The sequence below is a fragment of the Paenibacillus radicis (ex Xue et al. 2023) genome, from assembly GCF_024722015.1.
Lineage (GTDB): Bacteria > Bacillota > Bacilli > Paenibacillales > NBRC-103111 > Paenibacillus_S.
The window spans coordinates 96,558-118,129 of sequence record NZ_JANQBD010000020.1 but is presented as its reverse complement, the minus strand read 5'-3'; the positions used below and the strand labels follow the sequence as shown (position 1 = coordinate 118,129).

Here is a 21,572-nt window from a genome sequence, read left to right as displayed (position 1 = left end):
ATCTACTCCTCGAACTCGGTAAAGTCGACATTCTCGATAATCCAACGCTTGCGCGGGTCAACTTTATCACCCATCAGCGTAGATACACGCCGTTCAGCTTTTGCCGCGTCCTCAATCTGCACCTGCAGCATCGTCCTTGTCGCTGGATCCATGGTTGTCTCCCACAGCTGATCAGGATTCATCTCACCCAATCCTTTATAGCGCTGTAATTCGATATTTTTGCCCAATTCCTTGGTCAGCTTATTCAGCTGTTCATCGGTCCAAGCATAGTTAACCGAGCTGTTTTTGCCAGCTTTTTTGGTTACTTTGTACAATGGCGGTTGGGCGATATAAACCTTCCCAGCATCTATTAATGGCTTCATATAACGATAAAAGAAGGTAAGAAGCAGCACCTGAATATGCGCACCGTCCGTATCAGCATCCGTCATGATGATGATTTTGGCATAATTGCTCTCCGTTGCATCGAATTCAGGACCTACCCCCGCTCCAATCGTCGCAATGATCGCCTTATATTCATCGTTTTTCATAATATCAAGAAGCTTTGCCTTCTCCGGATTCATCGGCTTGCCCTTCAATGGCAAAATCGCTTGATGCTTGGAGTCACGGCCTTGCTTGGCAGAGCCTCCCGCAGAATCTCCCTCTACGATAAACAACTCATTTTTGGTGTGATCCTTCGATTGTGCCGGGGTTAGCTTGCCTCCAAGGTTAGAGCTCTCGCTCTTGCCCTTCTTGCCGCTGCGCACCTCTTCGCGTGCTTTTCGTGCAGCCTCGCGAGCTTTAGCCGATTGAACAGCCTTCTTCATCACCATCTGCGCGGTTTGAGGATTTTCTTCCAGGAATACAGCCATCTTCTCAGATACGATTGAATCTACAACGCTTCGAGCTATCGCACTGCCTAATTGATCCTTCGTTTGACCGACGAATTCAACCTCGCCCATCTTGATATTGATGACGACCATCATGCCTTCGCGCAAATCTTGACCGTCCAGATTTTTATCCTTCTCTTTCAGAACAGCCGTTTTACGCGCATAGTCATTCATTACTCGTGTATAAGCCGTTTTAAAGCCCGTCTCATGCGTACCGCCGCCACGGGTAGGTATAGAGTTAACAAACGAAACCAGCGTTTCCGTGTAACCGTCATTATACTGAAGTGCTACCTCTACCTCGATATCATCCTTTTCCGCTGTGAAATGAATAACTTCGTGCAGCACTGTTTTTTCTTCATTCAAAAATTGGACGAACTGGCTTGCGCCACCTTCGTACTGGAATGTTTCTTGCTTATCGGCTCGCTCATCCTTTACGGTCACTTGCAAGCCTGAATTCAAGAATGCAATTTCTTGAAGCCGTTCAAGCAAAGTATCGTAATTAACCGCTATGCCGGCTTGAAATACGCGTTTATCCGGTTTAAAGGTAACCTTCGTACCCGTCTGTCTTGTATTTCCTATGATCTCGAGTCCGGATGTCGGTTCGCCAACATGCTCTACGCCTTTCTCGTCCACCCAATATTCAAACCGTTGGCGATGTGTCTTCCCATCGCGATAAATAATAACTTCCAGCCATTCGGAAAGCGCATTAGTAACAGATGCTCCTACACCATGCAAACCTCCGGATTTCTTATATCCTCCACCGCCGAATTTTCCGCCGGCATGCAGAATCGTAAAGACAACTTGTGGCGTCGGAATACCTGTTTTATGCATCCCTGTAGGAATCCCACGTCCATTATCTTGAACCGTAATAGATTGGTCCTTATGAATCGTCACGTCTATCTTGGAACAAAATTTGGCCAAGTGTTCGTCAACGGCATTATCCACTATTTCCCACACCAAATGATGAAGCCCGGAGGAGCTTGTGCTCCCTATGTACATACCTGGTCTTTTTCGGACCGCTACAAGCCCTTCAAGCACTTGAATATCGTCAGCGTCGTAATCCGTCCGCGTGGTTGTTTTGTTAGCAAACAAATCGAGTTGTTCCGCCATCGCAGCCTCCCCTTATGTGCAACCATTCTTACAAACTAAACGAAGTTGGTTGTCACATTATTTCTCTAGCTCTAGTTTCTATTGTGCATTATAACATCTTGTACCGTTAGTTCAATATATCTTTTTTCGTAAATACTACAAATGATGCAATTATGGACGCAGCTCCCCATGCCGTTAGTACCATCAAAGAAAACGGTAAATCCATACCCTTTATGGGCGGAAGGCTGCCTGTTAAATAATCAGTTAACCGCAAATTGACCATAAATAAATATTTTGCAGTTTCCCACGAAGACACCATATTCGTCAGTATGGTACCCGAAATTAGCACAGCCAGCATCAATCCCATCCCAGCGGCCGTACTGCGTATCATAACTGAAACCATCAAAGACATCACCGCTACGATCAGCGCAGAGTACCAAACCAAACCGAATTCCATGATAAGATAAAGCCATTGCTCCACTGGACGAACATAAGAAGTATCCACTTCGGTACCGACAACTTTAAATCCAAAGAAGATCGGCATATCCCAACCTCCGTAGCCAAATACAATACCGGATATGAGATAACAAAGCAAGGCCGTGCAGGTTACAATCAGAGAAGTAAACAATATAATACTGATCAGCTTGCTCATTAAAATTTTCCATCGCTCAACGGGTCTCGTCAGCAGCAGCTTGATAGTTCCGGTTGAATGCTCGGACGACACAAGGTCGGAAGCGATCACCATAATCATTAAAGGGATGAACAAACCGACAGCATTTTTAAGAAATTCTCTTGTAAAGGTTACCCCGTTAGGTTCTGCAGGATTCACATCTTTATCCAAGTAATACTGGGCCAGTATGACTTCAACCCTACGAAACTGCTTCCATTCCTCAGGTACGCGTGCGCTACCGATGCTCCTAGTGTAATCCGTAATTTTCTGCCTCTGCTCAGCACGCCAATCTTTCGTTCCAAACTGCTTCAGATTATTTTGAGCAACCTTCATCTGGGCAAAAGTAAACATAGGTATGAGTGCGGCCAATATTAGCAACACGACCAACAGTCGTTTTTTCTTAACGATTTTGATGCATTCGTTTTTAACCAAAGGATATAAACTAACCAATGCTCTTCCCCTCCGTTAAGCTCAAAAATAGATCCTCCAGTGTTGGACTTTTCGTCTCCACTCCATACAGCTGAACATCCGACTCAATCAACAAGCGTATCAATGAAGGAACCATTTCCGGGCTTAACTGAGTCACCACCGTTGCTGCCAAGCTATCAGCCTCTCCTGATTCCGCCTCTGAAGAGCTCAAAATCTGCACATCGGGCTGTCCTCGCAGAACCTCCAATGCCTTTCCCAGCGGAGATATCCGCCATACAACACGGCTTGCGGATTCATCGATTAGTGCATCCACCTTACCAACCTTAATGACTTCTCCATGGCTAATAATAGCTACCCTATCGCACATTTGTTGAATCTCGCTTAACAGATGGCTCGAAACAAACAAGCTTAACCCGGTTTTGGCCAACTGCTGGATAAACTCCCGCATTTCTTTGATTCCTTGCGGGTCCAAGCCATTGGTTGGCTCATCCAAAATGAGCAGCTTCGGACTATTAAGGAGTGCTTGGGCAATCCCAAGCCGCTGACGCATGCCTAATGAATAGGTCCTTACCGTATCATGAATTCGGGCATCCATTCCTACAATATCGACCACTTCCTGAATGCGCTTGTCCGATACATTCGGAAGCATTCTTGCGAAATGTTCGAGGTTCTCCCAACCCGTCAAATATGAATAAAGCTCCGGGTTTTCTACAATACAACCGACGTATTGCAGCGCTTCATTATGATTTTTGTGAACATCATAGCCGCAAATTGAAATGGAGCCCTCGCTTGGGGCGATCAGATCGACCAACATCCGAATAGTAGTCGTTTTTCCTGAGCCATTAGGGCCTAAGAAGCCAAAAATTTCACCGCCGTATATCTCAAACGATATCCCTTTTATGATCTCTTTACCTCTGATGGATTTCTTTACATTTTTAACTGATAAGACAACTTCCCGTTGTTTTTCCATACAAGCTTCTCCTTATTACGATAATAAAAGAGTTTGTTAAAGAGGGTTATTTTACTATTTGTGCAATCCGTTCAGCTATACGTTCGTAACCGTCTTGATTCGGATGAAAATGATCTGTATACAAGTATTTGCTTAAGTTAAGCTCAAATAAATCGAATGTAGGCACCACCACCATGTTCGGATAACGATTTGCAATTTCAAAAGCACTCAGATTCCATTTCTGAATAATCAAAGAGCCCTCTCTGTTGGGATCGATATCTAGAAAAGGATGATATAACCCTACATAACAGATAACAGCAGTTGGATTCTGCTTAGCTACATGGTCTAGTATTTGCTCCAAACGTTTTAAAGCGTCCGGCATCCGTTCAAGTGCAGCCTTCGGATTAAAGCTTTCATCGGATTGCCCATTGAAAACTCCTTGTCCGCCTTCAAACAGATCATTACCGCCAATTGTCAGCACAATCAGGTCCGCTTGCGAAAGAGCCGTATCAATCCCTTTTTTCTCCTGCATATCTTTCAACAAGTTGCTTGTCCTAAAACCTGGTATCGCAAAATTATTTAAAATAAACACTGGCTTACCAAGCTGCTTCTCCAGCTTTTCTTTTGCTTGTCCCACATACCCGCGGCCTGACAAATCGCCTGTTCCTGCTGTTAATGAATCTCCAAGAGCAACAATTTGAATCTTATCCTTGGCAGCAAAGGAAGTCTCCTTAGGCTTGACCGTTTCTTGAGGGGCAGCTACTCCCATATTATCAGCCTTCGTTGGAAATATAATCTGGTTGATTGCATAAACAAATCCGAAAATACATAGCAAAGTGGACACAAGCGCGGCCAACCCAATCGTGCGCCACAAAAAACGAGTGGATAACAAGACGACTCCTCCCTTTCTCCATCCTTCGACATCTATTGCACTTCCATTTTAGAGTAGCGGTTCGCGAACCAATTTGCAAATGTTTGACAAATAGACCGGAAGCAGCAGCCTCCAGCCTACATATTTAATCTTAATATTATAAGCTGCCCAAGTAGTTCAGCGGATTTTCCTGCTCGTCTCCTTTATGTACCTCAAAATGAAGGTGAACTCCTGTAGAATTGCCTGTTGTGCCCATGATCCCGATCTTTTCACCTTTCTGTACTATCTCCCCTTCACTTACGGAGAGCTTGCTCAGGTGACCATAAAGTGTGCTTAACCCATTCTGATGATCGATTATAATACAATTTCCATAACCATTTTTCCATCCGGCAAAAACCGTCTTTCCATGATCAGCGGCCATAATCGTTTTATTCTCAGAAACCATGTCTGTACCTGGGTGAAAAGCTCCCCAACGTTTACCGAACTCGCTAGTTAATTTGGCTCTATATATGGGCCAGGCAAGGGTTCCCGTGCCTACTCCAGGAATGACTTTCGTCCCCTTTCTGACGATCGCTTGAACGCTTGGACGCAGGATAGTTTCAGCAGCCGCCATCTCCTCTTTGAAATCACCATTTATACGGGTTGTCAAGTAAGTAACCTCTTTTAACCCAGTTTCACCGGGGAATAACGTTTCTTTGAGACCAGCTTTCATGGTAGAATCTTCTACATATGCAACCTCATACGGCACTTCAAAGCTTTCTATCCGTTTTTCGATTGTTTTAACCGATAGCAGCGGCTGCAGCACCGTTAAATCCAAAACATCTCCTACGCGGATCAAATTGTTTTTTATCCAAGGATTATTATCATAAATGACCTGCTTGTTAATTTTCAGTTTATATGCAATGCAGGACACACAATCACCTGAAACGACCTTATATTTGAACGGCTGCACATCGCCAGTTTCAACTTTTCTTAACATAGCATCGCTATCTCCGATATCCTCGGGCTTTATTTCAAGAGAGACAAAATCGACCTTTTGAACAAATTGAACGGATTCAAACATGGGAGTCATATTCTCCTCAAGCTTGTGTTCTGATTCTGTTGCTGAAGCGGTAACAACACCTGAAGAAGCTGATTCGGACAAAATGCGAACCTTTCCATTTGTGCTAGCTTTCGACATTTTTTGCTTGACCTGTTCCAATAATTGTTGCGCCGCAGCTTCATCTTTAACGACTCCCAACGGCTTATCATCTATCCGAATTTGTACACCTTTCATTTGCGTCCTGATTCTTTTTTCCAGTTCAGCAATTACACCCGAATTATCATAAGCTGCTTTATACTCCCGTTCTTCAATAAATTGTAAGTCCGCCAGCTTTGCTTCGGCTTGAACCGTCGGATATTGCTGCTTTGTCCATGTTTTTTTCTGCTCGAACCAATCCCAAACAACGTTTGGACTGCTCACGGTTCCAACTGCTTCCATACCAATAATAACGCGGTATCGCGTCACCGTATGCTGCAGTGTATACATGTATACAATTGCTAAAAAGAAAGCAATAACAGCCAAGCTTCCGCAGCTAAGTATCCACTTCTTTTCTATTTTCCAGCCTGTTGTATAGTCCACTTGTACCTCCCGTAAATCGGTGTAATGGTGGAAAGTAAACAACCTTTTCCTAGTCTATTCTTGAGTGGTGCTGATTAGCACTAAATACAACAGGGAGCGGACTTAATATGCCAATCTGTTGATACCAACTTATTTGATCTGGCGGCCTAAATTTGGGAGAATACCAGTGTTCACTCAATGAGTAATTGATGAAAGTAAATAACTCATTGCCCCCCCTCCAACTAATTCAATCCCCGCTGCAATCTCCTCCTAGTAAGTTTGCCAGTTGATCACCAATCAGTCACCGGAGATGACGAACAGGGCGAACCTCACACTCCTCCACCCCACACCCTGAACATAACCCTAAACAACACGCCAGTACTGCACCCACGAATGTGAAGGGCAATGCGGAAGTAATTATTCCTCTATCACTTGAAAAGTCCAAAAATCAGAGTGATAAGGGAACAGCCAGTTCCGATATTGCTCTGTTTTTGTACATACATGCTCCAATTCGACCAACATAACGGAACTCCCACTTCCACTATCGCCCCAGATTGTAGGAAGCTGATGGAATAGCGGAACTCTCAGTTCCATACAAAATCCTCCAAGGTGCATCGTTGCACAACTTCGCCGCTATCTATAAAAATCCCCCCTGATCATAGAGTACGTTAAAGATCTTAAGCTCTCATGTATGTAAGGCAGGGTGCTCGCCCATTCTTCATTCCTTAGTGCTGTAAAGATTTTATACTTTCTACAATCTTAAACAAGACGCCCCACTACAGGGCGTCTTGTCTTTCTAGCTCTAATAAAATTGGAACTTTCTTAAGAAATCCAGGTTTGTGAATACTTCTTCATGTGGGTATGTAGGGATATGGGGATGGTACGGAAAGTTTACGGCTGCCTTTGAAATCAAGTTGTTACCGCAATGTAAATTAATAGACAACTTGGAATTTCAAGAGCTTTGGAGTGCCACCCCTTTCCCGAAATACCCGTACTATGAATAAATGTTCACATGTTTTAAATTCTTTAAAACAGTCCTATCCCACTTCCCTCAGAAACCGATATTGAGCCTGTATCAGTCCATGATAGATGCCTTTATGTGCCAATAATTCCTCATGGGTACCCTGCTCCATCATAACCCCGTGATCTAGCACGATAATTTTATCCGCGCCTCTGATTGTCGACAATCTGTGAGCGATGATAAACGAGGTTCTTCCAGCAAGCAGCGTCTTCAGCGCTTCTTGAATTTTCAATTCTGTTTCCGTATCAATACTGGCTGTCGCCTCATCCAATATTAGGACGCGTGGATCGGCCAATAAAGCGCGAGCGAACGAAATTAGCTGCCTCTGCCCCATAGAAAGGACGTTCCCTCTCTCCTGGACCTCGGTATCATAGCCTAATGGCAAGTTAACGATAAAATCATGCGCCCTAACAGCTTTGGCCGCAAATTCAACTTCTTCATCTGTCGCATCCAGCCGCCCGAAGCGAATATTGTCCCGAATAGTGCCGGAGAAAATAAACGTATCCTGCAGCACGATACCTACCTGTGAGCGTAAGCTTGATACCGTTACATCACGAATATCGTGACCGTCTATGGTGATGCTCCCACTGGTAATATCATAGAAACGGCAGAGCAGGTTAATAATAGTGCTCTTGCCAGAACCTGTGTGACCTACAAGAGCAATCGATTCACCTGCTTTTACACTCAAATCAATTCCCTTGAGAGCTTTACGGCCAGGCTCATATTCAAACTCTACTTTCGACAGTTCGATGTCACCCTTCACTTTCGGCAGCTCTTTTGCATTCGCCGCCTCAGCCACATTCGGCTTCTCGTCGATAAACTCAAAGATCCGTTCAGATGACGCCATTGCAATCAGCATTTGAGAGTACATCTGCCCCAGTCGGTTAATCGGCTCCCAAAAATGCCCGATGTAAGTAGCAAAAGCAACCAATAAGCCTATCGTTATTTCTTCTTGTTGAATTAAATAGGCTCCAAACCAGAACAGGATACAGTAACCGATGGCTCCCGTCACCTCAATAATCGGGTTGAAAGCCTGATTTAAATTGGATGCCCGCTGCCAAGATTTATGGTTATCCAGATTCATTTGATCAAAAAAAGCAATATTTTCTTTTTCCTGAGTAAACGCCTGTGTCACTTTGATGCCTTGTATGCATTCGTTCAGATGCGCATTAATTCGGGATTGCTTCGTTTGCACAACCTGCCAGGAACGCCTAATCAAAACACGCAGCTTGGTGGAAACCATAAACATAATCGGAACCGTAACGATAATGGCCGTACCCAATTTAACATTGTAGAACAATAGAATGAAAATGATACCTAATAGCTGCACACAATCAATCATCAGGTTAACCACGCCGTTCGTGAACAAATCCTGCAATGAGTTTACATAGTTCGTAATCCTAACAAGAATTGAACCGGCAGGACGTTTATCAAAAAAACGGAAGGATAAGCTTTGAATGTTTTTGAACAAGTCATGACGAAGGTCATAAATCACTTTCTGCCCGACTTTATTCGTAAACCGGATTCGATAATTATTCGCCGCCCACTGAATGAAGTACAAGGAAAGCATGCCTGCAACACATTGAAACAGCAAAGCAGTGTCTCCATGACGTGGCGCACTCTCACGAAGCACATTATCGATTGCATAAGCAATTAATAAAGGGTTCAGCAGCTTTGTTAAAGCACCCACTATCATCATCGTTATAATGACAGGAAGTATTTGTTTGGAATAGGGCTTTAAATATTGTCCGAGACGTTTAACCTGGACCCAGTCGAATCCCTTATCCAGCAATTCATCGTCCTGATAAACAAACCGTCTTCCTGATTGCTCATCTCCATCGGTTTGTACCGTTTGTTTCACCTTCTCACTCACTGTATGTACCTCCCGGAGTTCTGTTGACCCGCAGCGGCCACTTGATTCTCCGCCTTCTGATCCTGATGTGATACAAGAAGCTCTTCGATTGTTTCTTCCAGTAAAACAGCATCCGCTTGATCAGCAAATTGAATTTTATATGTTTCCAAATAAGGGCCTTCTTGCTTCATCAGCTGATCATGCGTCCCTCTTTGAACGATCCGGCCTTGGTCCAGCACAATAATTTCATCTGCGTGCTTCAACGAGGATATTCGGTGCGCAATAATAAAGGTTGTTCTGCCTTTCATAACCTCTTGAAAACCCATTTGAATTTCATGCTCGGTTTCCATATCGACAGCACTTGTTGCATCGTCTAGAATTAATATTTTCGGATTGGTGAGAAGCGCCCTTGCAATGGCAATCCGCTGCTTTTGCCCTCCCGAAAGACCCATACCACGCTCGCCGACAATAGTGTCGTAGCCTAATGGAAGCTCCATAATGAAATCATGCGCTTTTGCAAGCTTTGCCGCTTGAACGATCTGATCCATCGTCACATTTCGAACTCCATAGGCAATATTATTGCGAATTGTAGATGAAAATAGAAAGGTTTCCTGGAAAACAATAGCCATTTGTTCCCTCAAACTCTCGAGCGTAACGTCTCTAATATCCAGGCCGTCCAACGTAATTCGACCTTCTTTGACATTATACGCGCGAAGTAACAGCTGAATGACTGTTGACTTTCCGGAGCCCGTACCTCCCAAAAGACCTATTACCGAGCCTGGAGGCGCATCCACTTTAAAATGCTGCAGAGCAGCCTGCTGGTCTGTATAAGCAAACGTCACATCCTCGAAGCGAACATGCCCCTTGACCCTATCCGAAGTTAGCTCAATCGCATTGTCTTTGTTTTTCACATGGACATAATGATGTAAAATCTCAAGAAGCCGTTCGCCTGCCGCTTTGGATTGCGTGTAGTTATTGATATGAAAACCAATTTGCCACATAGGACCGATAATATACCAGATCAGACTAAAACAGGCGACCAGCTCTCCTAAGGTGATCATATTGTGGATAACCATGTACCCGCCGCTTGCAAGTAAAAAGACAACGCTTAAATTTGCAAGAATCTCCATTAATGGAAAATAACGAGCCCAAATGCCTGACGTAGTCACGTTATTCATTCTGTAATCTTCATTTCTTTCCGAGAACTTCGTAATTTCATGAGGCTCGCGGGCAAATGATTTTACAGTACGTACACCCGTTATATTTTCCTGTACAGACGTCGTCATAGAGCTCATAGATTTGCGGATCGAACGAAACGCTGGATGGATCTTACCCTCAAAGCGAATCGCGGTGAATACAAGGAATGGCATTGTAATCATTGTGATCAGCGTGAGCTGCCAATTGATTGTTAACAGCATGGTCGTTCCAAATACAAACATCATAAGCACGTTTAATATTTGAACAAAACCAAATCCGATAAAATCACGGACAGCTTGCAAATCTGCAGTAAGACGAGACATTAAATCCCCTGTTCTTGCTTTGTCATAGTATTGAAAGGATAAATACTGCAGCTTCTCATACAATGCATTTCTAAGATTAAAAGCTGTTTTGTTTCCGAGCCTTGCGCTCATTAATCCATGCACAAACTGAAAAATCGCCTTGCATGTAACTACGCCCACTACCAGCAAAGACAGACCAGGCACCAAGGAGAACTGTTTCTTTGTTATTACTTCGTCTATCAAATAACGAAGCAAGTTGGGATAAACCAATCCCAAAGCCGTTGCGGTCATCAACGACAAAATCGAAGCAAGTAATAACTTTCTTTCAGACCAGTAATACTCCTTTAGCTGCCTAAAGACTTCCATTGGATCCTCCTAAGAGTTTTTTTGCGCCAGCCAAGAAAACTGGCATCGCAATCATGACTGAGTTGCTTGAGCAAAGCTTTCTTCCAAGCATAATCTGAGGCCAAAAAAAAGCCTCAAAAGCAAAAATTGCTTCCGATGCAGATCGCGCTGCCACCGAAAGCGTTCGCTTTTTTAGAATCTTAACACCATCCATGGGGAGCGGCAACAACCTCATTTCCCATAATTCTCCTTATAGGGAGATAATACCCCAAATCTTTACGAAATGATGACACAATCCACTTTTTTCACGATCATAGTACCTTTTGCCGCCATATGAATCCCCTTTCATAAAAACAATGAAAATCGGCTGTCTTTTTTTAGACAGCCGATCCTGGCACAACCTTATTTATTTGGTTTTAAATAATAATTGACTAATTTTTCGTGCTTATTTTTTAGCTCAACGATATCAATCTGCGTTTCCAGGGCGGCTAATTGCCCAACTGCATATTCCTGCAATTCGGTTTGCAATTGCTCGGATAACGCCTGGTACCACGACTGCAATTGGACCCGATAAGCTTGATCAAGCCGATCCGCCTGTGATTGTACATAAACGGCAAATGGATCGTTCAGTTTCGCTTCCAGCTCTGTCCGCAGCTTTTGTTTTCCGTCACCTTCGAAAAACTGCTTTGCATTTTTATAAAAGCCTGCCAACCATTTCACCTGTACGGAATCCGCAGTAAATGACTCTGTTTCCTGAGGCGTTTCAAATACCTTGGGCTCATATTCGGAATACTGAAAGGTTGTAAGCTCTCGGCCAAAAGACTGCGACCATTGCTGCCTTCTTTTTTTGGCTGTACTATTGATCGCATTTTCAATTCGAAGGGTAGTAGCCAAAATTTCTTGGGATAAATCAAAAGAAATCATACGTCGCAGATCATCCCACGCCAATTCCATAGTAGCTTTAATATCGCGCCCTTCTTCCCGGAATACAGCAGGATTGAAAGCATGCAGAAATAGTTCACCGAAGCGATACGTTTCACGCTGCTTGACATAATATAACAGTTCGTCTATTTCCTTGCGGAGTTCTCTTTCCTCCGGCTCTGTCGAAATTTCTCGAAGCTTAGTAACAGCTTCATCCAGAGCAAGACGAATGGCTGAGGCACGTTCGAGCCGCGCACTCTCGTCGGATTGTGCCCCGATAATCCACTGCTGCAGCACATCTGCGGCGCGCCCCAGATCGGCCTGTCCCGACCTGATAGCGATATCCGTAAGCTCCTCCAAGCTAAATCTCACAAAATCCTGCTCGAATGCCGCTATTCCTGACGCTTGAATAGTCTTTTCATCTTCAGCAAGCTTACCCTCTAATGCGTAATAGCTTGATAACGGATAAATTCTCGGATTACGGATTCCATGCTGCTGCAGATTGCTCTGAACATGGGCTACAACACCTTCAAGCTCATCCGTTGATGAAGCCAAGTCGGCTGCATTAACGATAAAGAACATTTTATCAAGCTCAAAGCTATCTTTGACCCGGCCCAATTGCAGCAGGAACTGACGGTCAGCATGTGAAAATGCATGATTATAATAAGTTACAAACAAGATAGCATCCGCATTTTTGATATAGTTAAACGCCACACCCGTATGTCGAGCGTTGATTGAATCTGCCCCTGGGGTGTCGACTAACACAATACCTTGATCAGTCAACGGATTAGAATAATACAGCTCGATCAACTCGACAAAACATGACTTACTTTCATCCGCAGCATAAAGAGCAAATTGTTCTGCATCTACTTTAAGTTCACGGCCCAAGTCGTTTTTTACAGCCGCCCAACCGTTTTCTACTGCCTTTAGAAAGGTATAGTGAGGTTTGCCTTTGGCTGACACTTGATCTGCTGTCAAACGGCCAATAGCGGCAAGGCTATCCGATAAACCACTAACCTGAATGCCAAGAACCTCTAAGGAGTAGCGGATATCGTCTGCTAGACGCTCATTGCTCTTCATCTGAATTTTGGCTGTACCGTGCGGCCAGCCGTTCTCCGGCTCGGGCGGCATAATTTTGTTGATCGCCGCTGTCGTCGGATTCGGCGAGACTGGCAGTACCCTTTCGCCGATCAACGCATTGGCGAAAGAAGATTTGCCCGCGCTGAACGCACCGAACAGCGCGATTGTAAAGCGGCTCTGCTGCAGCCGCTCAGCCTTTTCCTGCAGCGAGCGGCAAATGCTCGCTAAAGGCGCGAGCCCCGCGAGCTCGCCAGCGCCTGCGGCAAGCTGTGCGGCCGCTTCGCGCAGGCGTGCGCGATGCGCGCCTTGCGCCAGCGGCGCAGCGCTTGCGCTGCCGGAGCGGCCTGCAGCCGCGGCCATCGCCGCGAGCGCGTCGCGCGTGGCGTCGCCGTGCTGCGCCGGCGCCGAAGCAGCCGAGCCAGGCGCAGCCGCGCTAACCGCGGCTGCGGCCGGGTCCGGCAGCGACGGCTGCGGCACGCGCAGGGCCGCGAACGGCGCGACCAGCGCTGCCGCGTACGCAGCCTCAGCGGCAGCAAGCTTCTCGAGCTCGCGCAAGCTGCCCAAGCGGCCGTCCAGCTCCTTCAGCTGCGCACGAAGGTATACCAGCTGCGGCTGCAGCGCAGCGCCAAGTGCGGCACTGAGCCCGTCAATAAGCTCGAACGCTTGCTTGCGATACTGCAGCTTTAAATCGGCTGCAACCTGCTTGGAATAATTCAACGTATAGTCCCCGCCGAATCCGGCAGCTGTATTGACCTGCTCAGCCAACCATTCTGGCTTCACCGGAACATGCAGACTTTCTGCAATCTCTCTAACGAGCTCCGGCGCAACCACTGTAACCTCATCCATAGACTTCGTTAACAGCTGTTGAAGATGGCGTTCAATTTGTGCAGCAACCTGCCCTGCAAAATCATTGTGAAACGCCCCAAGACGTCGCTCCACTTCCTTAGCTGTCTTAGCTGCGCCTGCAAACAACCCAACCTTGAAGCCCGGTTTGCGGCTCTGCAAGTACTCATGCGCGAGATCGCGCGTCACAGCAGGTGTAATATTGGCGTTATCCAGTATTACCGCAGTTTCTTTTCGCAGCGCAGCACGCAGCTCCTCTGGCTGTGCTTCCATGCTTGCAATCGTTGCACTTAGCGCTGCCCATTGCTGCTGCGCCGACTCAATTCCTTCGTCCGCAGCTAGACGAGCGCGCAGCTCCTCCTTGGCCGTCTCATTGTTCTCGGCCATCTTCAATGCATGCGCATCGGCCAAGTGCTTGGCCGACTTCTCCAAACTTAGCGCTGCTAAGGGCGCTTTCTCGTCGATTAGTCGCTTAAGCAGCCAATCCAGCTTGCTCCATTCGCTATGCGGATGGTCTGGAGTTTTCACTGATGTATACACAATTCCATCCGGTTGAATATGCCAGTTCTTAAATGCCTCCTGAACACCTGAGCGGTAATCTGAAAATGATAGCTCTTGATCCCTATGCTTATCTACTTGATTTATAATTAAATAGAGCGGCTTCCCCCACTCTTTCATTTTCTTCGTGAAAGCAAAGTTTATTTCTGATTGCACATGATTATAGTCCATAACATAAAAAACGACATCTGCCAGATGCAGAGCCGATTCAGTAGCTAGTTGGTGTGCATCATCTGTCGAATCTATGCCGGGAGTATCCAAAAGTGCTGTATTTGAACCCAAAAAGGGTATCGGATATTGCAAATTTACGGTTTCTATAGCTTCCCCGTCTTTACAATAGGCAGCTAGCTCCTCCAAAGGCACCATTTGTACCTTGGCAGTCTCTTCAGAACCTTCACTAATTCTGTGAACAACTTTCGCTCCCGCTTCACCGTTACTGATACTTACAATGTTCGCACTTGTCGGGATCGGACTGGACGGCAGCAGTTGATGACCGCACAGCTTGTTTATTAGGCTTGATTTCCCTGCAGAAAAATGTCCGCAGAAAGCGATATATAAATTTCCACTCTCTGATTTTTGCAGCAATTGCTTTAATTTCTTACCATTTTCAGGATCACCGGCATCCTGTACTTTCCCCATCAGCTTGCGAATTGCATTCTCTATTGTTTCCTCTAGCATAGCTATGTTGCTCATTCTTTATCTCCCCATACCATAAAAATTTACAAAAAAAAACCGAATGGCTTCGGTTTTTAGTGTACCACACTTTCAGGGGCTGGAATGAAAATTTCAAACAAATTTTTATGCTGTAAAATGGTAATATCTTTATCCCTAACTTTCATTACAACAACTTCTGGCTTTATTTTCATACGATCCAAATAGTTGTCTGGAACATCTCCGGACTCCGTTACTGTTATGCCTTCTATTTGCTTTTCTTCATTCTCTGCCAATGGCATGCTCAGAACCTGCTCATAAATGTCCGAGAACACTTCAAAATCATTCGTATACACCGATATGCATTTCATATTAATCCCATCCTTATCGTATTCTAGTGATATAAATTTTACTGTATAGGTTTCCTACGACTACCGGATTTCATACGTTTTTTTCCTTCTCGGCATACTTCCACAAGCGAACATACGTCACATTGCGGGTTTTGCGCTTTACAATGGTAGCGTCCGAAAAAAATGAGCCGGTGATGCGTCAGCGTCCATTCTTCTCTCGGAACCAGCTTCATCAGCTTTTTTTCCACTTCCAGTACAGTATCCTTCAGGTTTGCCATTCCTAGTCGTTTAGATACCCGTTCCACATGCGTGTCTACTGCAATAGCAGGTACATCAAAAGCATTCGACATAACAACATTCGCTGTTTTTCTGCCGACACCAGGCAATTCGACCAGTTGTTCATGCAGTTGAGGAATTTCACCACCGTATTTGTCCAATAGAAGGACACACAAAGCTTGAATATTTTTGGCTTTATTTCGGAAGAGCCCAATCCGGCGGATGTCTTGCTCCAATTCCTCTATCGGTACAGCGATATAGTCTTCCGGCTTTTTGTACTTTTGAAACAAGGAAGCCGTCACTTTATTGACAGTCTCGTCCGTACACTGTGCCGATAAAAGTACAGCGATTGTCAATTCGAAGGGATTCGCGTGATTCAACTCACAATGGGCATCAGGAAACATACCGCCAATCGTATCGAGAATATTACGAACCTGCTTCTTGTTCATGGATGAGGACTACCTCTTTCTAATGGTATAAAATTTAGTTTACCCAATCCGCCGTGAGGAATCAATGACTTTACACGACAAAATCCGAACTTTTAACGAAATTTACCTTAAATTAAGGAAGTTTTAAGAAAAAACCGCCTAATCAGTAGAATAAAACTACTCTACCCCTTAGACGGTTGCTTGATTGATAAAGTTACATATTATTTTTCTAATTCTATAATTTTATTTGCTATTACAAAAACATTCACTTCGTCGTTTTCAACAAAAGCATTAGGTGCGACGATATTCGTTCCTTTGTGAAGATAAGCTTTGGAATATAAATTATAGGTAGTTTTGTCACCATTGGCTGTAGGCTTTAACACAATCTGATTAAGTACAATATCATAGGATGACACTGTACGTTTAGTTGCATCAGCTACTGTAATGTATGTTTTATCATCGGTATCACTAATAATTTCAACTCTATCATTTGGTTTAATAGCTGTTAAAGCTGCAGATGTTACTCCGCCTTGCTTAATAACGAACTTTTGCCCAACCGGGATAGCTTGAATGCCATTTGCAAAATCTTGAACAGTTATCGTTCCCGCTGCCGTATCAACGCCTGTTACTTTTCCGCGGACTGTTTTGAGGATAGTTACACTGGTCAATACATTACCGTTGTAAGATACTTTTAAATAATCATCCTGCTGGATATCTCCAAATGTATGAGTGATTTTGTTCGCATTGATAATAATATTATCATTGTCTACTTTGAAGGTGTACAAAGAGCCTGCTTCATCTTCTGCATTAACTTGCCTGCTATCCGAATTAACCATCAAAATTTTGTAAACACCTGTTTTCTTAACACTTATTTGAGTAATAATAACATCCTGGGACGATCTAATTCTGGCTGAAATTTGATCTCCGATTTTTAAATCTTTTAAAGTTCCATTCGTGTTCGACCAGAAAGAGACCCATAAATTATCCTGAACTTTGAAGGTAATGCTTTGACCGCTTGCAGTACGAATGCTTACCTCATTGGTTGTTGTATTAACTTGAGTCAAAGTTCCTTCCAACTGCTCCGTCAATTGAATTGAGATTACTTTATCCTTTGAAACCTTCAGGTCGATCTTATCTCCCTTGTGGAAGTTTGTCGAGAAATCCGTTAAAGGATAAGTTCTGCTGCCAACTTTAAGAACTGTGTTTTCAGTTAGCTTGTAGGCAAATACGTCTCCGTTATCATAAATTCCTGTAAGCACCTTATTTTCCGAATCGTACACACCCATAGTTGCAAAGGACATTTCCTTAATCGAACGGCTGGTTACATTAACTTTGACTACTTTTTCGTTCACCAGCTCTATTTTCAGCTCATCACCGGCAACAATATCGAACAAGCCAGCACTAGGTAATCCATCGATAGTTACAAGAGCATTCTCTGCTACGAAATAAGCACCGAGGCTCTTGCCCCCGATATTAATGGTCATATTCTTTTTATCATCACTTAAGCTTATCAATGTGCCTTGAACCGTATTGCTTACATCAGCTTGCTTGCGAATGGCTACCCCTGTAATCTGGTTAGCTTTAATATCGTAGGCAACTTCATCGCCAACCCGCAGCTTGGAAATGTCTGCTGCTGTTTGATCAGGGAGCTTAACAGGAACAACGGGTCCGAGAGCAAAGGTTTCATTTTTTCCTGAAGCTTTCTCCATAAAGGTGATAGTGTTTTGATCCTTTTGTATGCTAATTATTGTACCTTCCCCGGTTTTACTAACAGGAGTTTGCTTAACTATGATTTGACTAATCTTCGCATTAGGCACTAACAGATTCCATTTCAGCTCAATGATGCTGCCTTGGACAATAGAACCCAGACTTAAACCTCTTCCATCCTTGTCTGTAACTGTTACATTAGGCGCAAGCTCTTTTAATTCTACCCCTGAAGCCTGATTTATAGCTATTTGCATATTTGGCAAAAACAGCTGGTTCAAGCTTCCCTCAAGCGATCCCATCTTCTCTTGATCACTCATTAATTCTATGTAGGATGCCGCTCCCTGATTTTGGATCACATATACTTCATAAGTCTCCTTCAAAGCTGAAGAAGCTATTCGGCTGTCATCTTTGGCATTATAAATAACGGTATTGGAGTTAATTGTAAAATCGCTTGACTGGCCACGTTCATTTTGGATGGACAATTTATTATTCGTCAAACCCATCACATATCCGATAGAAACCTTGTCTGAACGTGTTGTCAGCTCTTTATCCGCTCTACTTAAGAAGGTTGCCATTTGTGCACGAGTTACAGCACCCTTGGGCTGGAAGTTATTATCGTCCACTCCATTGACAATCTTCAAGGATACTGCAGCATTTACATAACCAACAGCCCAACTCGACAAGTCTTTGTCATCCTTAAAGATGGAGGGTGTCAGTGCTTTCTCTTGAGCCAAGCCCTGCTTGCCAATTGCCCTTATTACGAGCTTTGCGACCCACTCTCTGCTCGCAGAACGTGAACCCCAAGCAGTTTTGGATGCAGCTCCGGAGGTATCGGTCTCTTCTTTAATATCAAGCAGCTGTTTATCAAATGCGTAGGCTATATATGGCTTAAAGAAACTATCGACCGCAACTGGCAGTATGGTTTCCGACTTGCTCTTCAAAGCTTCACTCTCAAGTCCCATCATTCTTATGGCCATAACGATAACCTCTTGCTGGGAAACAGGGTTTTCAGGTCGATACTCATTTCTCTCATAGCCTTGAATAATACCTAGAGCAGCTAATTTAGTCACATATTTAATAGCCCAGTGCTGTGTACTAACATCAGAAAAGGCTGAAGTAGTGTTTACAGATGTTGCACTCGTTGACGTTGGATTGGTTATTGAATCCGCTGCATAAACGGGACTGCTCATTAAAACGGATAAAGCTACGAGACCCGCAGCTACTTTTTTTGTTTGATTTTTCTTATGATTCATTCAATTGCCCTCCCGGCGTACTCAACATTTACAAAAAATATGAAATATAAAATTTAACTATTAATCTCGTTTGATTGGATGCGGCAGTTCCATATGCCCCATTAAACTATCAACTACTTTTCCATCAACCAATATCTCCAGACTCTGAATCTCTGAAAATTGAAATAATGTTTTTTTCATAGCTTGCAGCACCAAATCTTCCCCCCCCGCGCCCATTCTGGCTTCAGGGGCTATGGATAAGTCAACTGTAAGCAGTTGATTTTTCAAGACAGCCGACTTAATAGTAATTCCTTTCAGCAATGCAATCCGCTTACTGTCAGGAGCTGTACTCAATGCTGCTAATGATGCTGAATACTTCTCATCCTCTTGCTTGTAGCTTACCGCTACTTCTTGTTCTACTAATTTCTCACCTGACTCATCGCCGAAATACACTTTGATAGTATTTTGCTTTACCTTATCCTGAACAGGAGGTGCAGCAGGCTGTTTGGATTCGGGAACATTCTGCACCTGCGGCTTAACCGTTTGCTCAGCCGTTCCCTGTATCTTTGCTTGTCCGCATGCAGACAACAGAGCTATTAAAGAAACGCCAATCAGCACTCCGCTTAGCTTATTGTTTAGCATCGTTACCATCTCCTTAGTCGATATTCAACTGCTGCTTAATAGCAGTAACGATGGACGCGGCTACCTGATTTTGAAAAGCATCCTGAAACATAGCATTTTCTTCCGTTTGATTGGATAAAAATCCAACTTCCAAAAGCAATGAAGGCATGTTGGTATTCTTTACAACGTAGAAGCCTGATTGTTTAACCTTACGATCAGTAAAACCGGTGGATTTAAGCATGTGCTTATGCATCAAATTAGCAAAATCCAAGCTCTGGTCCGTATAATAATACGTTTCCACACCTCGTACGGTTTCTTTTCCAGCTGAATTTCCATGTACAGAGATAAACAAGTCTGCATCCCTGTCATTCGCAAAAGCAGCACGGTCAGCCAATTCGACGAATGTATCATCTTTACGGGTTATAAAAGCTTCGATTTTGGGTTCCTTTTCAAGCAATGCATGTATTTTGGTTCCCAATGCAAGCACGAAATCCTTTTCAAGGCGTTTGGTTACTGAGATTGCTCCTGTATCCTTACCTCCATGACCCGGGTCAATTACGACTCTATATCGATCTTTAGCAGGAATTATAGCCCATACGAATTGTGCGGCAGTACTTGCAGTTGCCGGTTTAAAAGCTGACTTCTTGGATAAATCTATTATTATTCTAACGATAGATGAATCTTTTGAAAAGAGCAAATATCGAATTTGTGACACTGCCTGATTGTTTTGTTTAATAATTCCCTCGCCATTCGCACCCAGCTTTAGAGCCGGATCCAGCTTACTGTTAGGAAAATCAATAGTAATGCGGTTACCCTCATTTGAAGAAATCAAATTCGGCGTTACTTTTGTTCCACTCGTTTTTACTATGAACTGATCGCCATCCATTGAAATTGAACTCAGTGTCGTAGTTAGTTCTGAGTTTTTATCAGAGGCAGCAGGATTTTGCTTTCCGGGCTGTGCTTCAGTTACCGGCTTCTCGCCCGGCTTGACTGCTGCTTCCTTGACAGGGAGCTCCGTTGCGCCATCTGATTTATCTATTGGCTTATCTGTGGTCTTATCTATCGGCTTATCTGTGATCTTATCTGATGCTTTATCCGTCGATTTATCTGTAGTCTTGTCGGTTCCTTTACCGTTAGAATTGTCGGCTGGTTTAGACGGAACTTTGGTTTTATCTGCAGCACCTGCTTGTCCTTCATTAGGTTGGGCTGGTGAAACAGCAGAGCTATTGGCATCCTGTTCTGAATCAAATAAAAATACGGAACGAGTCAAGTCATCCCATATGACTTTAACTCCAAGCTGCTCGCTTACAAAACGCAACGGCAGCATTGTGCTGCCTTCCATAATAGCCGGCGCGACTTCCAGCTGATATTTTTTTTTATTAACTATAACTTCCTGCTTATTAATAAATAATTGAATATTAACTTTATCTTTATCTACGGTAACTTTACCAGATTTCTCTTCCCAGTCTACCTTGGACCCGAGAGACTCGGCAATGATCCGCACAGGAACAACCGTATTACCTTCAACAATTTTGGGTGCAACATTAGCAGACAGCTGCTTTCCATTCAAAAATAGATTGATCGGCTTCTCCGCGGCGAACGCCAGCATAGGAACCATCAGCATTGACAACAGTAATAATGAAATAAACATAGTTAAAAATCTCATTTTACACCTCAGCTTATCGTATGTATTAGGAAATATGCAAATTGAAAA

The 21,572-nt window shown here is 43.9% G+C and carries 15 protein-coding genes; all 15 read right to left on the bottom strand.

The window, feature by feature from the left end; genetic code table 11:
- Window positions 1-2: 2 nt before the first annotated feature.
- The 15 genes from parE to NV381_RS25285 all read right to left on the bottom strand — a co-directional run bounded on the left by parE (window position 3) and on the right by NV381_RS25285 (window position 21,524).
- Entirely contained in the window at window positions 3-1,976 is a 1,974-nt protein-coding gene (parE, locus tag NV381_RS25355) for a DNA topoisomerase IV subunit B (RefSeq protein ID WP_258216084.1), read from the bottom strand.
- A gap of 106 nt (window positions 1,977-2,082) precedes the next feature.
- Window positions 2,083-3,075, bottom strand: coding sequence for an ABC transporter permease (locus tag NV381_RS25350; protein ID WP_258216083.1), 993 nt, complete (start codon window positions 3,073-3,075; stop codon window positions 2,083-2,085).
- Entirely contained in the window at window positions 3,068-4,024 is a 957-nt protein-coding gene (locus NV381_RS25345) for an ABC transporter ATP-binding protein (RefSeq protein ID WP_258216082.1), read from the bottom strand. Before NV381_RS25345 ends, NV381_RS25350 begins: the two co-directional genes overlap by 8 nt.
- Before the next feature lie 46 nt (window positions 4,025-4,070).
- Window positions 4,071-4,895 carry a GDSL-type esterase/lipase family protein gene (locus NV381_RS25340; RefSeq protein ID WP_258216081.1) on the bottom strand — a complete coding sequence of 275 codons (825 nt, stop codon included), beginning with the start codon at window positions 4,893-4,895 and terminating at the stop codon, window positions 4,071-4,073.
- Window positions 4,896-5,031: 136 nt separating this feature from the next.
- The gene (locus tag NV381_RS25335) at window positions 5,032-6,495 is read right to left on the bottom strand and encodes a LysM peptidoglycan-binding domain-containing M23 family metallopeptidase (RefSeq protein ID WP_258216080.1); all 1,464 of its coding nucleotides are present in this window, start codon (window positions 6,493-6,495) and stop codon (window positions 5,032-5,034) included.
- A gap of 396 nt (window positions 6,496-6,891) precedes the next feature.
- Entirely contained in the window at window positions 6,892-7,068 is a 177-nt protein-coding gene (locus NV381_RS25330) for a hypothetical protein (protein WP_258216079.1), read from the bottom strand.
- Window positions 7,069-7,511: 443 nt separating this feature from the next.
- The gene (locus NV381_RS25325; protein ID WP_258216078.1) at window positions 7,512-9,368 is read right to left on the bottom strand and encodes an ABC transporter ATP-binding protein; all 1,857 of its coding nucleotides are present in this window, start codon (window positions 9,366-9,368) and stop codon (window positions 7,512-7,514) included.
- Window positions 9,365-11,212 carry an ABC transporter ATP-binding protein gene (locus NV381_RS25320; RefSeq protein WP_258216077.1) on the bottom strand — a complete coding sequence of 616 codons (1,848 nt, stop codon included), beginning with the start codon at window positions 11,210-11,212 and terminating at the stop codon, window positions 9,365-9,367. The genes NV381_RS25325 and NV381_RS25320 overlap by 4 nt, the downstream gene beginning before the upstream one ends.
- On the bottom strand, window positions 11,199-11,426 hold the full coding sequence (locus NV381_RS25315) for a hypothetical protein (protein ID WP_258216076.1): 228 nt from the start codon (window positions 11,424-11,426) through the stop codon (window positions 11,199-11,201). The genes NV381_RS25320 and NV381_RS25315 overlap by 14 nt, the downstream gene beginning before the upstream one ends.
- Before the next feature lie 167 nt (window positions 11,427-11,593).
- Window positions 11,594-15,286 (bottom strand): dynamin family protein, encoded by a 3,693-nt coding sequence (locus tag NV381_RS25310; RefSeq protein WP_258216075.1) that lies wholly within the window; start codon window positions 15,284-15,286, stop codon window positions 11,594-11,596.
- 56 nt (window positions 15,287-15,342) lie between these two features.
- Window positions 15,343-15,615, bottom strand: coding sequence for an NAD/NADP transhydrogenase alpha subunit (locus NV381_RS25305; RefSeq protein WP_171655763.1), 273 nt, complete (start codon window positions 15,613-15,615; stop codon window positions 15,343-15,345).
- Between the two features lie 38 nt (window positions 15,616-15,653).
- Window positions 15,654-16,319, bottom strand: a complete 666-nt coding sequence (nth, locus tag NV381_RS25300) for an endonuclease III (RefSeq protein ID WP_258216074.1) — start codon at window positions 16,317-16,319, stop codon at window positions 15,654-15,656.
- Between the two features lie 200 nt (window positions 16,320-16,519).
- Window positions 16,520-19,258: an S-layer homology domain-containing protein gene (locus NV381_RS25295; RefSeq protein ID WP_258216073.1), complete on the bottom strand. Its 2,739-nt coding sequence runs from the start codon at window positions 19,256-19,258 to the stop codon at window positions 16,520-16,522.
- A 60-nt stretch (window positions 19,259-19,318) separates the two neighbouring features.
- The gene (locus NV381_RS25290; RefSeq protein ID WP_258216072.1) at window positions 19,319-19,879 is read right to left on the bottom strand and encodes a GerMN domain-containing protein; all 561 of its coding nucleotides are present in this window, start codon (window positions 19,877-19,879) and stop codon (window positions 19,319-19,321) included.
- 13 nt (window positions 19,880-19,892) lie between these two features.
- Entirely contained in the window at window positions 19,893-21,524 is a 1,632-nt protein-coding gene (locus NV381_RS25285) for an N-acetylmuramoyl-L-alanine amidase family protein (RefSeq protein ID WP_258216071.1), read from the bottom strand.
- Between the last annotated feature and the right edge of the window lie 48 nt (window positions 21,525-21,572).

Bases quoted from the DNA above. Each gene is read 5' to 3' on its own strand.
- parE (WP_258216084.1), bottom strand. From the start codon at position 1,976: ATGGCGGAACAACTCGATTTGTTTGCTAACAAAACAACCACGCGGACG.
- NV381_RS25345 (WP_258216082.1), bottom strand. From the start codon at position 4,024: ATGGAAAAACAACGGGAAGTTGTCTTATCAGTTAAAAATGTAAAGAAA.
- NV381_RS25330 (WP_258216079.1), bottom strand. From the start codon at position 7,068: ATGGAACTGAGAGTTCCGCTATTCCATCAGCTTCCTACAATCTGGGGC.
- NV381_RS25320 (WP_258216077.1), bottom strand. From the start codon at position 11,212: ATGGAAGTCTTTAGGCAGCTAAAGGAGTATTACTGGTCTGAAAGAAAG.
- NV381_RS25315 (WP_258216076.1), bottom strand. From the start codon at position 11,426: ATGAGGTTGTTGCCGCTCCCCATGGATGGTGTTAAGATTCTAAAAAAG.
- NV381_RS25310 (WP_258216075.1), bottom strand. From the start codon at position 15,286: ATGAGCAACATAGCTATGCTAGAGGAAACAATAGAGAATGCAATTCGC.
- NV381_RS25305 (WP_171655763.1), bottom strand. From the start codon at position 15,615: ATGAAATGCATATCGGTGTATACGAATGATTTTGAAGTGTTCTCGGAC.
- nth (WP_258216074.1), bottom strand. From the start codon at position 16,319: ATGAACAAGAAGCAGGTTCGTAATATTCTCGATACGATTGGCGGTATG.
- NV381_RS25295 (WP_258216073.1), bottom strand. From the start codon at position 19,258: ATGAATCATAAGAAAAATCAAACAAAAAAAGTAGCTGCGGGTCTCGTA.
- NV381_RS25290 (WP_258216072.1), bottom strand. From the start codon at position 19,879: ATGCTAAACAATAAGCTAAGCGGAGTGCTGATTGGCGTTTCTTTAATA.
- NV381_RS25285 (WP_258216071.1), bottom strand. From the start codon at position 21,524: ATGAGATTTTTAACTATGTTTATTTCATTATTACTGTTGTCAATGCTG.